The 15853-nt window shown below is 74.0% G+C and carries 11 protein-coding genes and 1 pseudogene; 7 read left to right on the top strand and 5 right to left on the bottom strand.

What is annotated here, in order from left to right:
* Positions 1-389, top strand: a 389-nt coding sequence (locus ACFC79_RS26310; RefSeq protein ID WP_376244513.1) for an FG-GAP repeat domain-containing protein, incomplete at its 5' end; no start/stop codon positions are given.
* Between the two features lie 97 nt (positions 390-486).
* On the opposite strand, the gene ACFC79_RS26305 is transcribed toward ACFC79_RS26310, so the two are convergent.
* Together ACFC79_RS26305 and ACFC79_RS26300 are read right to left on the bottom strand one after the other, a co-directional pair.
* The gene (locus tag ACFC79_RS26305) at positions 487-3162 is read right to left on the bottom strand and encodes an FtsX-like permease family protein (RefSeq protein WP_376244510.1); all 2676 of its coding nucleotides are present in this window, start codon (positions 3160-3162) and stop codon (positions 487-489) included.
* Positions 3159-3866, bottom strand: coding sequence for an ABC transporter ATP-binding protein (locus ACFC79_RS26300; protein WP_376244507.1), 708 nt, complete (start codon positions 3864-3866; stop codon positions 3159-3161). The genes ACFC79_RS26305 and ACFC79_RS26300 overlap by 4 nt, the downstream gene beginning before the upstream one ends.
* A gap of 171 nt (positions 3867-4037) precedes the next feature.
* Between ACFC79_RS26300 and ACFC79_RS26295 the strand changes: the two genes are divergently transcribed.
* Both ACFC79_RS26295 and ACFC79_RS26290 read left to right on the top strand, forming a co-directional pair.
* Positions 4038-5267, top strand: a complete 1230-nt coding sequence (locus tag ACFC79_RS26295; protein WP_376244505.1) for a sensor histidine kinase — start codon at positions 4038-4040, stop codon at positions 5265-5267.
* Positions 5255-5914, top strand: a complete 660-nt coding sequence (locus tag ACFC79_RS26290; protein WP_376244503.1) for a LuxR C-terminal-related transcriptional regulator — start codon at positions 5255-5257, stop codon at positions 5912-5914. The genes ACFC79_RS26295 and ACFC79_RS26290 overlap by 13 nt, the downstream gene beginning before the upstream one ends.
* A 50-nt stretch (positions 5915-5964) precedes the next feature.
* Here the strand turns inward: ACFC79_RS26290 and ACFC79_RS26285 are convergent, their stop codons facing one another.
* Positions 5965-6774, bottom strand: a complete 810-nt coding sequence (locus ACFC79_RS26285; protein ID WP_376244720.1) for an ABC transporter ATP-binding protein — start codon at positions 6772-6774, stop codon at positions 5965-5967.
* Positions 6775-7286: 512 nt separating this feature from the next.
* Between ACFC79_RS26285 and ACFC79_RS26280 the strand changes: the two genes are divergently transcribed.
* A complete protein-coding gene (locus tag ACFC79_RS26280) occupies positions 7287-10220 on the top strand; it encodes a hypothetical protein (protein ID WP_376244500.1) in 2934 nt (977 codons plus the stop codon).
* A 96-nt stretch (positions 10221-10316) separates the two neighbouring features.
* Here ACFC79_RS26280 and ACFC79_RS26275 read toward each other — a convergent pair whose 3' ends face one another.
* Positions 10317-10718, bottom strand: coding sequence for a hypothetical protein (locus ACFC79_RS26275; protein WP_376244497.1), 402 nt, complete (start codon positions 10716-10718; stop codon positions 10317-10319).
* 90 nt (positions 10719-10808) lie between these two features.
* Between ACFC79_RS26275 and ACFC79_RS26270 the strand changes: the two genes are divergently transcribed.
* Complete coding sequence (locus ACFC79_RS26270; RefSeq protein ID WP_376244494.1) at positions 10809-11936, top strand: aminopeptidase P family protein; 1128 nt, start codon at positions 10809-10811, stop codon at positions 11934-11936.
* A gap of 84 nt (positions 11937-12020) precedes the next feature.
* Here the strand turns inward: ACFC79_RS26270 and treZ are convergent, their stop codons facing one another.
* Positions 12021-13796, bottom strand: coding sequence for a malto-oligosyltrehalose trehalohydrolase (gene treZ, locus ACFC79_RS26265; RefSeq protein ID WP_376244491.1), 1776 nt, complete (start codon positions 13794-13796; stop codon positions 12021-12023).
* 257 nt (positions 13797-14053) lie between these two features.
* On the opposite strand from treZ, the gene ACFC79_RS26260 reads away from it, so the two are divergent.
* Complete coding sequence (locus ACFC79_RS26260) at positions 14054-15403, top strand: GH1 family beta-glucosidase (RefSeq protein ID WP_376244717.1); 1350 nt, start codon at positions 14054-14056, stop codon at positions 15401-15403.
* Between the two features lie 108 nt (positions 15404-15511).
* Positions 15512-15823, top strand: a pseudogene (locus ACFC79_RS26255) (alpha-L-fucosidase); the annotation flags it as partial.
* Between the last annotated feature and the right edge of the window lie 30 nt (positions 15824-15853).

Below are 15853 nucleotides of genomic sequence, written 5' to 3'. Positions count from 1 at the left end.
CGTGGACCAGTTCCGGTTCCTTCAACTGGGACGCCTCGAAGGTGACGTCCGGGGACTACAACGGCGACGGCAAGGACGACATCGCCGTCCTCTACGACCGGGGCGTGGCGGCCGATGGCAAGTTCGCCACCTCGCTGTTCACCTTCACCAGCAAGGGCACCGACCTGGCGGCTCCTCGCGAGGACTGGACCAGCACCGGCTCGTTCAGATGGAACGCCAGCGGACTGACCTCCGGGGACTACAGCGGGGACGGCAGGAGCGACGTCGGCATCCTCTACCGAAGCGGGTACACCCCCGACGGCCGCCCGATCGACACGCTGTTCTCCCTCAACGGCACCGCCACCGGCATCGCGGCACCGGTCAGGCACTGGACCGGCAGCGTCGTCTGACCGGTTCGGGGCAACGAGTGACCGGCTGCCCGGTCCCGAACGGCGCACGTTCGGGACCGGGCAGCCGTCCGTCGGCCCGGCGGACCGCCGGACGGAGTCAGCCCGACCGGCCCCCGACGCCGCGTCCCCCCGACGCGCCCGGCCGGATCGTGCCGAGTCCGGCCGCCACCACGACGGCCAGCGCCAGCACCGCGTACCGTGCCGGGGACAGATACGGCACCGAACCGGTCGTCGACAGCGCGAACGCCATCAGCGGCACCGCCGCGACCAGTGTGCCGATCACCAGGCCGGCCACCGCCACCAGCGCCGTCTCCAGGACCAGCATCCGCCGCACCTGACGGCGGCCCGCGCCGACCAGGCGCAGCAGACGGAACTCCGGGGCGCGGCCCACCGAGATCAGGGACAGCGTGCCGACCACCGCCAGCAGGGCGAAGCCGCCGATCACCCCGACCCCGATGATCACCAGGGCGTCGCCCTGCCCCGATGCCGACGGGGCGATCCGTACGTCGTCCGGCGTCGCGGCACGGACCCGTGCACCCGTGTACGGGGCGAGCGCGTGCCGTACCGCGTCGGCCGATGCGGGCGAGCCGTCCGTGCGCACCAGGACGCTCCGGTCGCCGGACGCCGTGGTGTGCGCGGTCAGCGCCTCGCGCGGCAGCATGAACTCACCGAGCCCCAGGGACCGTTCGTAGACCGCGACCACACGGGGCGCGACCCGCGTGCCGTCACCGAGGCGGAGCTCCACCGTGTCGCCGACACCCACGTCCAGGCCGGCCGCCCGGTCCTCGCCGACCGCGACGGTGCCCCGACCGGTGAGGTCGGCGAGGTCACCGGCCGTGACACGCGGATCGAGCGTGCCGGTCAGCCGATCCGCCGTCACCCCCAGCACGGGAAACCGTTCCAGGCGCGGCTCGCCCAGCTCGCGGTGGGCCAGCACGACGGCGGAGCGCAGCACCCCCGTCGCCGCCACCACCCCGGGAACCTCCCGCACCGCACGGGCGGCACCGGGCGGCAGCCCCGCCCCCGGGCCGGTCACCACGAGGTCGGCCCGCAGCGCGGCGGCGGCCTGCCGGCCCGCGGCCCGCTCCAGCGTCGAGGCCGCCGACAGCTGCACGCAGACGAACGCGACGAGCAGCACGATCGGGGTGATCGCCGCCCCCAGCCGCCGGTGGTGCGCGGCGGCGGACCGGGCGGCCAGGAAGCCGGAGACCCCGCCCAGCCCCCGCAGCGGCGCGCCCAGCACCCGCAGCGCCACCTGGGCGATCCGCGGCCCGAGCAGCGCCACCGCGATGATCAGCGAGGTCGCCGCACCCGAGGCGGCCACCGCGGCGGCCTGCCCGCCCTGCGCGGTCGCCGCACCGGCCGAGCCGATCCCCGCGACGGCCAGCACCACCCCGGCGACCGTGCGCACCCGGCCCGGTTCGCTCGGCTCGGGCGCACCGGCGGTGCCCAGGGCCACCGCGGGCCGCAGCCCGGTGACGGACCGGGCCGCGAGCAGCGACACCGGGCGGGCCGGGAGCACGACGAGCACCGCGGCCACGGCGCCCGCCACCGGCGGCAGCCACAGCGGCACGGGCAGCGGCAGTGCCTCCGTGGCCAGCAGCGACCGCAGGTACAGCCCCAGCGGAACGGACCCGATCACGCCGAGCACCGCCGCCGCACCGGCCACCCGGCTCACCTCGCGCCCGACGGCCGACCTGAGCTGACGCGGTGTCGCCCCGACCGCCCGCAGCAGCGCCAGTTCGCCGGACCGCTGGTGGACCGCCTGGGAGATCGTGGTGGCGATCACCAGCAGCGCCACCATCAGGACCGTTCCGGCGACGGAGGCGAGCAGCGGAAGCAGCTCGCCCCGGGTGCCGAGCGCGTCGACGTGTTCGGCCCGCCCGCGCTCCGCACCGGTCAGGACCTCGATCGCGCGGTCGCCGCGGGCCAGGTCGGGCAACGCGGCCTCCAGCGAGGCCCGCAGGGCACCGGTCGTCACACCCCGTTCGGCGACGACGCCGATGGCATCGACGGTGCCGGGGTGTCCGGCCAGATCCGTCAGCCGCCGTTCGGTGAAGAACACCGCGGGGCCGTCGCCCCGGTGCGCGGGCGCGGCGACACCGCTGACGGTGTAGGGCCGGGGCGCCCCGTCGGCCCGTACGGTGACCCGGCTGCCGGGGCGGAGGGCGGCCGCGGCGGCGAGGGCGTCGTCGACGACCACCTCGTCCGGGGCGCTCGGCGCGTGACCGCCGGTCAGCCGGTACGGGGTGAGCACCGCGGCCTGCCAGGACCGGCCGACGGCCCCGGCCGCGCCGCGCCCGGTTCCGTCGCCGCCGACGTCGCCCACGACCACCGGGACCGAGTCGTCCGCGACGGCCTTCGCGACCCCCTTGGCACCGGCCGCGCGCGCCACCGCCGAGCGGTCGAGCCGGACGCGTTCCGGCAGATGGGTCTCGGCGGTCTGCGGCTCGCTGCCCCACGGCTTCGCCGTGTACGTGACCCGCTGGTCGCCCACCACCACCGCGTCCGCCCCGGCGTACCGCGCCACCGGGGGCACGGCCGACAGCAACGCACCGAGGACGAGGGCGAACGAGCCGATCAGCGCGACCGCGGCCGCCGTCGCCGCGAACACCGCGGCCCAGGCCCGCCGATGGGCCCGCAGCGAACGCCGGGCGAGGAAGGCCGACGCCCGCCGCACCCCGGGACGTACGTCCGTGCCGGGCCCGCGGGACGTGTCGCCCGTCCCCGTGTCCGTCTCCGTGTCCGTCTCCGCACCGGTGTACGTGCTCATCGCAGCCGGCCGCCGTCCATCGTCAGTACGGTGTCCGCCCAGCTCGCCGCCGCCGGGTCGTGGGTGACCATGACGACCGTGCGGCCGTCGATCCGGACCGCGTCCCGCAGCAGGCCCAGGACCAGCGCCGCCGACTCCGGGTCCAGGGACGCCGTCGGCTCGTCCGCGAAGATCACATCGGGGTCGGTCACCAGGGCCCGTGCCACCGCGACCCGCTGCTGCTGACCGCCGGACAGCGTCGCCGGGGCCCGACCGCCGCGGCCCGCCAGACCGACCCGGGTCAGCAGGTCCCGGCCGCGCGCCAGCACCCGTTCGTCCGCCGGGTCCGCGCCCGCCAGCACCAGCGGCAGCACCACGTTCTCCTCGATGTTCAGCGACGCCACCAGATTCAGGGCGTGCGACTGGAAGACGAAGCCGATCCGGTCCCGGCGCAGCCGGGTCAGCGCCGCCTCGGACAGCCTGCCGAGATCGGTTCCCCCGACCCGCACCGTCCCCTCCGTCGGACGGTCCAGGCCCGCCGCGCACTGGAGGAACGTGCTCTTCCCCGACCCCGACGGACCCACCACCGCGGTGAAACTCCCGGCCGGGACCGTGCAGCTCACCCCGTCGAGCGCGAGCGTCTCCCGGCCGCCGCGCCGCCCATGACGCCGGCTCACCGACTCCAGACTCAGCGCGGCCGCCCGCACCCCTGCCACCGTGTCCACCGTCGATCCACCCTGCCTCTCGCTTTTCCCTGTTGACCTGCGTAAACGCTAAGAAGGCGGGGACGGGCGGGCGAGGGGGCGCATACCCGGACGGGGGTTCAGCCCACTACACCCCGGGCCGGGGGAGACCACCACTCCGGGCGCGGACGCCGCCCCGTACCGTGGTGCGTCATGAGCACCGAAGACCACCCGCTGACGGCCGCGATCCGGCGGGCGGGGCACGCCTCGCGCCACCTGTTCGTCGGTGTGCTGACGGCGCTGGTCTGCTACGTGAGCACGTTCCTCGTGGTGGCGGTCCTGCTGTTCGCGGCCGTGATCATCGGGCTGCCCGCGCTCCCCGAGGCGGTGAAGCCGCTGCGCCGGCTCGTCGAGTTCGAACGCCGCAGGGCGGCCGAGCGGCTGGGCGTCCCCCACGTGCCCGCGCCCTGGCCCGCGACGGACGGCGGCGAACTCTCCGAACGGGTCAGGCGGGTCCTCACCGACCCGACGGTCTGGCACGGGGTGCGCTGGATGCCGGTCCACGCGCTCGCGGGCAACGCCCTCGCCTACCTCGCCATGGTGCTGTGGCCCACCGGGCTTCTCGTCGACGGGGTGGCGCTGTCCCTCCAGCACCTGCTGGACCGCAGGAGGGCCGACGAGTACGGCACGCCGCCGCCCGAGCGGCGGGGATGGGCGCTGCGCTGGATCGGTGTCCTCGCCGACCTGTCGGCGAGCTGGAACACATCGCTGCTCACCCCCTCCCCGTCCGCCGCCCTCGCCGACCGGATCGACCAGCTGACCGAGAGCCGGGCCGGGGCGGTGGAGGCGCACGGAGCCGAACTGCGCCGCATCGAACGCGACCTGCACGACGGCGCCCAGGCCCGGATCGTCGCCCTGTCGATGCGCATCGGCCTGGCCAAGCAGCTCCTCGACCGCGACCCGGCCGCCGCGCGCCTGCGCCTGGACGAGGCCCAGGACGGCGTGGACGCGGCCCTGGCGGAGCTACGGCACGTGGTGCGCGGCATCCACCCCCCGGTCCTGACCGACCGTGGACTCGCGGGCGCGGTCCGCGCCCTGGCCGCCGACGCCGCCGTGCCCGTCGCCGCGGACGTGGACGCGGTGGACGACGGACGACGGCTTCCGGCCGCGATCGAGGCCGCCGCCTACTTCGTCGTGGCCGAGGCCCTGACCAACATCGGCAAGCACAGCGGCGCGACGGCCGCGACGGTGCGGATCGACCGGGCCCCCGGCACCCTGCGGGTGGCCATCGGGGACGATGGCCACGGCGGCGCGGACGAACGCGCCGGCAGCGGGCTGGTCGGCATCAGACGGCGCGTCGCCGCCCTCGACGGCACCACCCGCATCAGCAGCCCCACCGGGGGGCCGACGGACATCGAAGTGGAGCTGCCGTGCGGATTGTGATCGCCGAGGACAACGCGCTGTTGCGGGAGGGGCTGATCCTGCTGCTCACCAGCTCCGGCCACGAGGTGGTGGCGGACGCGGCGACCGGCCCCGAGGTGCTGCCGGCCCTGCTGGAGCACCGCCCGGACGCGGCAGTGCTCGACGTGCGCCTCCCGCCCACCTTCCGCGACGAGGGGCTGCGCGCCGCGATCGCCGCCCGCGCCGAGATGCCCGAACTGCCGATCCTGGTCCTGTCGCAGTACGTCGAGGAGACGTACGCCGCCGAGCTGCTCGCCGGGGGAGCGCAGGGCATCGGCTATCTGCTCAAGGACCGGGTCGGCCGCGTCGACCAGTTCCTCCAGGCGCTCGACCGGATCGCGGGCGGCGGTACGGCCCTCGACCCCGAGGTCGTGACGCAGCTGCTGACCCGCAAGTCGTCGGCCGAGCCGCTGCGCAGCCTCACCCCGCGCGAGCGCCAGGTCCTGGAGCTGATGGCCCAGGGCAAGGCGAACGGCACCATCGCGGCCGAACTCGTGGTGACCGAACGGGCCGTGAGCAAGCACATCGGCTCGATCTTCCTCAAGCTCGGCCTGGAGGCGGACGACGGCACGGTGCACCGGAGGGTGCTCGCGGTGCTGGCCTACCTGGAGGGCAGGGGCACCCGCTGACACCGTGACCGCCCGCCCGCCCGGTCCGGTGCGGCTTCGCCGGACAGCCCTCAGCGGCCGACGCCCGACGCCCGCTGCTCACGGACCTCGCGCGCGGTGGGTACCACGACGGGGGCGCCGTCCCCCGGCGCCGCCAGCACGTCCGCCTCGATGCCGTACAACTCCCGGACCAGGGCGGCGTCCACCACCTCACGGGCGGCACCCCGGGCCACGATCCGGCCGCCGTTCATGGCGACGAGGATGTCGGCGTAACGGGCGGCGCCCGCCAGGTCGTGCAGCACCATCACGACGGTGCGGCCCGCCGCGGCCACCTCCCTGACCAGTTCGAGGACTTCGACGGCGTGGCCCAGGTCGAGTGCGCTGGTCGGCTCGTCGAGCAGCACGATCGGTGTCTGCTGGGCGAGCACCATCGCCAGCCAGCAGCGCTGGCGCTGGCCGCCGGAGAGCTGGTCGACGCGGCGGCCGGCAAGTCCGGCGGTGCCGGTCGCCGACAGGGCCTCGCGCACGGCCTGTTCGTCCTCGCGGGACCACTGGCGGAACAGTCCCTGATGCGGGTGGCGCCCGTATCGCACCAGGCCGGCGACGGTCACCGCCTCGGGTGCCTGGGGGGACTGCGGCAGCAGGGCGATGCGGTGGGCGGCGGCGCGCTGGCTCAATTGCCAGACGTCGGCCTCGCCCGCCCGGACGGTGCCCGCGTCCGGACGGTGGAGCCGGGCGATCGACCGCAGCAGGGTGGACTTGCCGCAGCCGTTGGGGCCGACGATCGCGACGACCTTCCCGGCGGGCACGGACAGGTCGACCCCGTTCACGGCGGTGTGGCCGGGGTATCCGGCGGTGAGCGCCTCGATCGTCAGATCCATGCCGGAGAGAGTGCGGCCCGTGGGGTCCGCGGGGCCCGTGCCCGACGGGGCCTCGGACGCGGTGGCGTCGGTCATGCCGGTCATGCCTTTCCTCGGGAGTGTGCGGGCCGGAAGAGGACCCGGAGAAGGAACGGGCCGCCGAGCACGCCGGTGAACACACCGGCGGGGATCCCGACCGGGCGACGATGCGGGCCGCCACGTGGGCGGATGACGCTTCGTCGGTCCGGTGGCACGGAACCGGTCGCCCGGTTCTTCCCTCACGCGCCATGAACATAAGGCAAGCCTATCCTAATAAATCCGTGGGCTTCCGGTTGATCGGGGATGCCCGGTCGATGCCGCCGGACGTTCACCGGCCCGTGCCCCCGGATGGCGGCACGCCGCATCGGGGCATGTGTTTTAACGCGTCAACCTCATGGTCAAGTTCCGTCATCTGCAAGGGTATTGACGCGTTATGGCCGGGGTCGTACGGTGCGCACACGCTGTCTCCCATCGAGCAGAGCCGGAGCGTACCCATGAAGCGCCGCACCTTCCTCGCCGGATCCGCCGCCGTGTCCGTGGCGGCCGGTGCCGTACCGGCCTCGGCCGCCACCGCCGAGCCGTCCCCCCGCGCCGACGCCGACGCGACCGTGCGTCTCGTGGTCGACGGCGTGCCGCACGACCTGCCGCCGACCACGACGTACCAGACGACCCTGGAGCCCACCGGCACGGCCGGCCGGGCGCGGATCACCATGACCGGGGCGTACAGCGAGTTCTCGATCGCGTTCCCCAGCCCGTACGAGCCGCACCTCGCCCGGGTGTCGGTATGGGTCACCGGCGTCGTGCCGAAGAAGGGCAACCTGTGGCTGAAGGTCTTCGACCAGGACAAGGAGGAGTGGGGCACGCTCGCCACCCGGGTCGACCCCACCGGCTTCGACGGCCCGACCAGGATCACCTTCGAGCCGCAGCGGCTCGCCCGGACGTCCTGGAGCGGGGTGGGCGACGGCAGGCTCACCCACCCGCTGCGCCGACTCGTGCTGGTCTTCTTCCCCGACGACAAGCAGTCCGCCGATCCGCTCGTGCTCGACGTGGACCGGGTGGAAGTGGTCGGCGACGGCGGGCCGGTGGCCGACTGGAGCCGCGCCGACGCGCTGGAACTGACCCACGGCACGGACCGGGTCCTCGTCGACGGGCGCGGCCGACTGCTCGACTGGGCATCCGGCGGCCGGGTCCAGTCACCGGGCGTGCTGCCGCTCGCCGTGTACTACGACAACGGCACCGGCGTGTTCTGTGACGAGGCCGCGGTCCAGGTCTCCCGGGTCGCCGCCGACGAGGCCGCGGTCCGGCTCACCGTGCCCGGGTTCTTCGCCGCCGAGGTGGCCGTCCGGCTCCGCCCCGGCCACCTAGAACTGCGCCCGACGGCGATCCGGAACCTCTGGTCCCGGCCGATTCAGCTGGTCGCCTGCCCCGAGGTGGCGTACCGGACGATCCCCGCCGACGGCACCATGCTCGGCATCGCGCCGAAGTGGGGCGGGCTGGCCCACACCCGGTCGCTGCTGGCCGGCGGCTTCTACGCCAACTACGGCATGCCGACCGCGACCCACGATCTGATCCTGTTCGAGGAGGACGACTCCGCGCTCGGCGTGTACTCCGTGCAGCCCGCGAGTGCGAAGCCCTTCCGCCCGACCCAGTTCGGCTTCGTGGGAACCCGTGCCCGCGGCGAGGCACTGACCGGGCTGATGCACCGGCTCGACGCCTGGATCGCCCCCGGCCGTTCCGAAGGGCTCCCGGCGACCCGGCTGGCCGCGGGCGGCACCGCGTTCGACCTGTTCGCCGCGTACCGGGCGGACAACGGGATGAACGCCTGGCGCGGACTGACGGACAAGCTCGGCCCGCGGCTGCGCACCCGACTGCCCGAGGCGGTGCACCTCAAGATGGACCTGTGGCAGCCGACCGGCGGCACCGCCGCGACGGGAAAGCCGGAGGCGGCCTTCGACTACCTGCGCGCGGTGCCCGGCGGCCCGTACAGCGTGGAACTCGCCAGCTACTACTCCGACGGGCAGCACGACCACCACTACCCGGACTTCCTCACCTTCGACTACCTCGGCGGACCGGCACGGTTCCGGCAGCTCATCGACACCATCCACGCCCGCGGGCACTACGCCAGCGCGTACACCAATCCGACGTGGTGGCACCCCGACAGCCGGGAGGTCGCGAAACTCGGCGGCGTCGAGCGGATCGGCATCCGCGACGGCCACGGCAGGCTGGTCACCAAGACGCACACCGGCAACCTCGGCTATCTGATCGGCGGCTGGCGCAAGGCGCCCCGGGCGCTGATCCTCGACCAGCTGCGCACCTTCCGCGACAGCTACGGGCTCGACATGATGTTCCAGGACGAGATCGCGCGCCGCGAGTACGACCACGCCGCCGACTTCGGCGCGCCGCCCTACGCGTACTGCGAGGAGCTCGTGGAGCAGACCGCGCAGTCCGCGGCCGTCCTGCCGATCGGCACCGAGGGGGTCGGCGGCGACCGGATCTTCCAGAGCCTGACGTCGAGCCTCGGTTTCTACCTCAACACCATGCAGGGCGACCGGGCGAACACGTACGACGGCCCCAACCGCAACGGCGTCGTCGTCCAGCAATGGCCGCTGGGCACGGCCGTCATGCACGACAAGATCGCCTTCTACCCGCACAACCTGGACCGCGGCGTCGACACGACCGAGAACCTCAGCTGGGCGCTGGCCTTCGGCCTCAACCTGCACTACCAGGCACAGCACATGACGGCGGACTTCAGGGCCGGGCGCGGTTTCGAGCTGCTGAAGGGGCTGTCGCTGGTGCAGAAGCGAGTGGCCGCACGGTACTTCGGCCGGGCGATGACCGGATTCCGGTATCTCACCGAGGACCTGAAGGTGTCGCGGACGGTGTTCGAGGGCGGTGTGGAGATCGTCGCCAGCCACGACCTGACACCGCGCGCACTGCCGCTGCCCGGCGGGGCGGGCACGGTGACCGTCGCTCCGCACGGCTTCGTCGCGAGCGAGAACGGCACCCCGACGTACGCGCTGATCGACGACGCGCATCACCGGCCCGGCCACCTCGCCCGGTGGAGCGGCGGCCGGTTCGTGCGCGAACTCGCCTGGTACCCGGCGGACCTGGAGGGATACCGGTCGGACGCGGTTCACGCCGACCTGAGCCTCACCGCCACCCCCGCCGAGCTTCCCGCCGACGGCACCGTCCGGGCGGCACTGACCCTCGCCGCATGGGACGGCACGCCGGTCGACCTGACCGGAGCGGACGTCGCCTGGGAGGTCGAGGGACGGCCGATCGCGCGTCCGGCCACCGATGCCGACGGCAGCGTATGGCTCGCGCCGGACCACAGCGGCGCCGCCGGATGGGTGACGGTACGCGCGGTCGTCACCCGCGACGGGGTACCGGCGTACAGCGGTGTCGCCCTGGTCGAGATCACCGCCTGACCGCAGCCGCGGGGACGGCCGGACGGCGAAGGTCCCAACGCGTCATGACCGAAACCCGCCGATCGCGGAAGAGGTGCGACGGGCGGGTTTGACGCGTCATGGACGCGATGGCGCGTCGGCGGGTGCCGGCAGCCCGATCAGCCCGTCCGCGAGTTCCGTGCGCCGGCACAGACCGTCGTGACCGCCGTTGAACTCGCGGTACACCGCGTCGTCGTACCCCCGAGCGGCCAGGACGTCGCGCAGTCGTCGGTTGGCCGGCACCGGCCCGCCCGCCGAGCCCGGCGGTTCGTACGTCCAGACCCGGCGCCCCGCGCCCAGCAGCCCACCGGGGACGTCGTGCACCCCGACGGTGCCGCGCGTGACATCCGCCCGTTCCGTCCAGTCGTCGCCGCGCGGCGCGTCCGCGAGTTCCACGTACGACATCGGGGAGCTGCCCCAACGGCCGCCCGTCGATCCGGGCGCCGAGCCGTTGCCGTGCGGGACCGGGCCGAACCGCACCGCCCGCGCCCCGTCCCGTCATCCCGCTCGCGTCGGCCGGTGCGTCCGGGCAGGATGCTGTACGCCGTGTCGCGTCGCCAGGAGGTCCGCATGTCCAGCCCGAACCAGCCCGCACCGTTCACCGCCGACGACTACCGGGCCCGGATGGCGCGCGCCACCGAGGCCGCCGCCGAGGCCGGACTGGCGGGCGTACTGATCGCCCCCGGCCCCGACCTCGTCCACCTCACCGGCTACCGTCCGGTGAACACCGAACGCCTCACCCTGCTCGCCCTCGTGCCCGGCCGGGACCCGGTGCTCGTCGTCCCCACGCTGGAGGCCCCGGACGCCGAGGAGGCCGCCGGGGCACCGGCCCTCACCCTGCGGGACTGGACCGACGGCAAGGACCCGTACGCCGTCACCGCCCCGCTCCTCGACGGCAGGGGCCGGTTCGGGATCAGCGACAACGCCTGGGCCATGCACCTGCTGGGACTCCACCGCGCGCTCCCCGACACCTCGTACGTCTCCCTCAGCGAGGCCCTGCCGATGCTCCGCGCGGTGAAGGACGCCCACGAACTGGAGCGGATCGCGGCGGCCGGGGCCGCCGCCGACGCCACCTACGAAGAGATCCTCAAGGTGCGCTTCTCCGGCCGCAAGGAGACCGACATCGCCGCCGAACTCGCCGACCTGCTCCGGAGGTTCGGACACTCCCAGGTCGACTTCACCGTCGTCGGGTCCGGCCCGAACGGCGCCAACCCGCACCACGAGGCGGGCGACCGCACCATCGAACGGGGCGACATGGTGGTGCTCGACTTCGGCGGCCTCAAGCACGGCTACGGCTCCGACACCTCCCGCACCGTCCACGTCGGCGAACCCACCGCCGAGGAACAACGGGTCCACGACATCGTGCGCGAGGCACAGCAGGCGGGCTGCGACGCGGTCCGGCCGGGCGTCGCCTGCCAGGAGATCGACCGGGCGGCCCGCGCCGTCATCACCGAGTTCGGCTACGGCGAGCGCTTCATCCACCGCACCGGCCACGGCATCGGCGTCACCACCCACGAGCCGCCGTACATGATCGAGGGCGAGGAACTGCCGCTGGTCCCCGGCATGTGCTTCTCCGTGGAGCCCGGCATCTACCTGCCCGGCCGGTTCGGCGTCCGGATCGAGGACATCGTCACCGTCACCGAGGACGGTGGCCGCCGCCTCAACACCACCGCACGCGAACTGGCGGTCGTCGCCTGAGGGCTGTCTTGTCAGGGATTCCGGGACAGCCCCGGGTGCCGCCCCCGGCGCCGGCGGCGGCACCCGGGGCGGGCCACCGGTTCGTCAGTCGTCGGCCAGCACCACGCACGACTGGGGCGGCAGCCGCAGCAAGCCGTCGGTCCCCGGTGCCTCGACCGGCTCCCACGCGGCCACCACCCTGCCCGCGCCGCCCCGGTGCCGACCGCCGCCCAGCGGGATCGTGGCCGGCTCCCCGGCCAGGTTGACGGCGATCCGCAGGTCGCCCCTCCGGTACGCCAGCCAGCGTGCCCGCTCGTCGAAGGCGGTCCGCACCGACGCCAGATCCGGGTCGGAGAGGTCGGGCAGGGCGCGGCGCAGGGTGATCAGCTCGCGGTGCCAGGCGAGCAGCCGGGCGTGCGGTTCCCGTTCCGGTTCGTCCCAGTCCAGGCAGGAGCGGTTCCGGGTGGCCGGGTCCTGCGGGTCGGGGACGTCATCCGCGGCCCAGCCGTGTGCCGCGAACTCGCGCCGTCGGCCGGTGCGCACCGCCTCGGCGAGTACGGGATCGGTGTGGTCGGTGAAGAACTGCCAGGGAGTTTCGGCGCCCCACTCCTCGCCCATGAACAGCATCGGGGTGAACGGGCCGGTGAGCACGAGGGCGGCGGCACAGGCCAGCAGACCGGGGGAGAGGGAGGCGGAGAGCCGGTCGCCCTGCGCGCGGTTGCCGATCTGGTCATGGGTCTGGGCGTAGCCGACGAACCGGTGGGCCGGAGTGCGGACGATGTCGACCGGGCGGCCATGCGTCCGGCCGCGGAAGCCGGAGTACGTGCCGTCGTGGAAGAACGCGCTGGTCACCGTCTTGGCGACGGCGGTCAGCGGAGCGGCGGCGAAGTCCGCGTAATAGCCCTGGGACTCGCCGGTCAGCGCGGTGTGCAGGGCGTGGTGGAAGTCGTCGTTCCACTGGGCGTGCAGTCCGATGCCGCCCGCCTCGCGCGGTGTCGTCGTCCTCGGGTCGCAGCGATCGGACTCGGCGATCAGCGAGAGCGGGCGGCCGAGCTCCGCGGCCAGCGCGTCGGTCGCCGCGGACAGTTCCTCCAGGAAGGTGAGCGCCCGCGCGTCGGCCAGCGCGTGGACCGCGTCCAGCCGCAGTCCGTCGAGCCGGTAGTCCCGCAGCCAGGCGAGCGCGCTGCCCAGCAGATACGCCCGCACCTCGTCCGAACCTGGTGCGTCGAGGTTGACGGCCGCGCCCCACGGTGTGTGGTGGGTGTCGGTGAAGTACGGGCCGAAGGCCGGGAGGTGGTTGCCGGACGGTCCGAGGTGGTTGTGCACCACGTCCAGGACCACCGCCAGCCCCAGGCCGTGCGCCGTGTCGACGAAGCGCTTCAGTCCCTCCGGGCCGCCGTAGGGTTCATGCACCGCCCACAGCGACACCCCCTCGTACCCCCAGCCGTGGATGCCGGGGAACGGGCACACCGGCATCAGCGACACATGGGTGACGCCCAGTCGGGCGAGGTGGCCGAGCCGGGCCGCCGCGGCGTCGAAGGTGCCCCCCTCGGTGAACGTGCCGATGTGCAGCTCGTACAGCACCGCTCCCGGGAGCCCCCGCCCCGCCCACGCGGCACGCCAGGCGTACGCCGAGTGGTCGACGACGGCGCTCTCGCCGTCCGGCCCGTCCGGCTGCCTGCGCGACCGCGGGTCGGGCAGCACCCGCCCCCCGCCCGCGCCGGACCCGTTCAGGACGAACCCGTAGCGGTCCCCGTCCGACGCCTCCGCCTCGGCCGTCCACCAGCCGGCCCGTTCCGCATCGCGCGCCATCGACCGCCGTGCCCCCGCCAGCCGCAGGTCGACCGATTCCGCCTCCGGTGCCCATACCTCGAACAGCATGCAACGCTCCTCGTGTTCTCGCCCCGTGCCCATCGGCAGCAGCCGCGACGACCGACTCACGACACTGGATCGAGCCCGGCACCGGCGATTAGGGTCTGGTTCTGATCATTGCCCCGCCTGGTTCCGCTCAATACGCACTCCCTCTTACGGCTGTGGAGGCCGAGATGACCGTGCCACCGTTGAACGTCCCGGCGTCGAACGCGGCACCGCCGAGCGGCACGGGCCCGAAGGCCCCGCTCGACGACGCGACGTCGACCATGCCGGCCTTCCCGCCCGGGTTCCTGTGGGGAGCCTCCGCCTCCGCCTTCCAGACCGAGGGCGCGTCCGACACCGACGGCAAGGGCCCGTCCGGCTGGGACGCCTTCGCCGCGCAGCCCGGCCGCATCAAGGACGGCACCGACACCGCCCGCGGGACCGGCTTCCACCAGCACTACCGCGAGGACGTCGCGCTCCTGGCCGGGCTCGGCGCCGACGCCTTCCGGTTCTCCATCAGCTGGCCGCGCGTCGTGCCCGGCGGCAGCGGAGCCGTCAATGCGCAGGGCCTCGACTTCTACGACCGCCTCGTTGACGAACTCTGCGCCCACGGCATCGCCCCCGCCCCCACCCTCTACCACTGGGACACCCCGCTGCCGCTGGACGAGGCGGGCGGCTGGCTCAACCGGGACACCGCCTACCGCTTCGCCGAGTACGCGGGCATCGTGGCCGAGCGGCTCGCCGACCGCGTCCCGATGTGGATCACCATCAACGAACCGGCCGAGGTGACCCTGCTCGGCTACGCCCTCGGCCAGCACGCACCCGGCCGGACCCTGCTCTTCGACGCACTGCCCGCCGCCCACCACCAGCTCCTCGCCCACGGCCTGGCCGTCCGCGCGCTGCGCGGCGCGGGCGCCGACAACATCGGCGCCGCCCTCTCGCACACCCCGGTCTGGACCGCGGGCGACAGCGACGAGGACCGCCTCGGCGCGGAGCTGTACGACACGGTCACCAACTGGCTGTTCGCCGACCCCATCCTCACCGGCCGCTACCCCGACGAGAACTTCGCCGCGCTGATGCCCGGACCGGTCCAGGAAGACCTGACGACCATCTCCGCCCCGCTCGACTGGTACGGCGTCAACTACTACAACCCCACGCTCGTCGGCGCGCCCGCCCCGCACGCCCTCGACTCCTTCTCCGGCTTCGAGATGCCCGCCGAACTCCCCTTCGGCATCCGCGAGATAGAGGGATACGAGCGGACCGACTTCGGCTGGCCCGTCGTCCCCGACGGCCTGCGCGAAACCCTCGTCCAACTCCGCACCCGCTTCGGCGACCGGCTCCCGCCGCTCTACATCACGGAGAACGGCTGCGCCATCGACGAGCCCACCCGGGACAGCCGCCGGATCGCCTACCTCGACGGACACCTGAAGGCCCTGCGCACCGCCATCGACGCGGGCGTCGACGTCCGCGGCTACTTCACCTGGTCGCTCACCGACAACGTCGAATGGATCGAGGGCGCCAGCAAACGGTTCGGCCTGGTCCACATCGACTACGAGACGCTGCGCCGAACCCCCAAGGACTCCTACGCCTGGTACCGCGACCTGATCCACTCGCAGAAGAACCGGCGCGCCTGACAGGGACCGCGCACCGGGGCCCGACGGCCTGGGGAGCAAGGGGGAGCCCGCTCCCCATCGCCTCCGGGCCGTTACGAACGACCCGGTAGGTGATCAATACTTCGTGCCATGGTTGCTTCCTGGTGGTCCCGGGCCCGACTGGGAATCCTCGTGCACTGGACACCCGCCTCCGTCCCCGGCTGGGCCCCGCCGCGCGTGCCCGTGGACGAACTGCCCGCGGCGGGCCGCCGCGCCCCGCTCGGCTGGGCCCCGCCCGCCGCGTGGTACGAGAACGGGCTCCGCTTCCCCGGCAGCCCCGTCCTCGCCCACCACCGCGCGACCTACGGCAGCCGCCCGTACAGCGCCTTCGGGGGCGACTTCCGCGACGCCCTGGACACCTGGGACCCCGGAGCCTGGGCCCGGGACTTCCGCGCCCCGGGCGACCGGCCGCCACCGCGACGGGCCCCGCCG

The organism is Streptomyces sp. NPDC056061 (genome assembly GCF_042266885.1).
Taxonomy (GTDB): domain Bacteria; phylum Actinomycetota; class Actinomycetes; order Streptomycetales; family Streptomycetaceae; genus Streptomyces.
The sequence above is the reverse complement of the archived record's forward strand: the minus strand, read 5'-3'. Positions and strand labels throughout refer to the sequence as shown.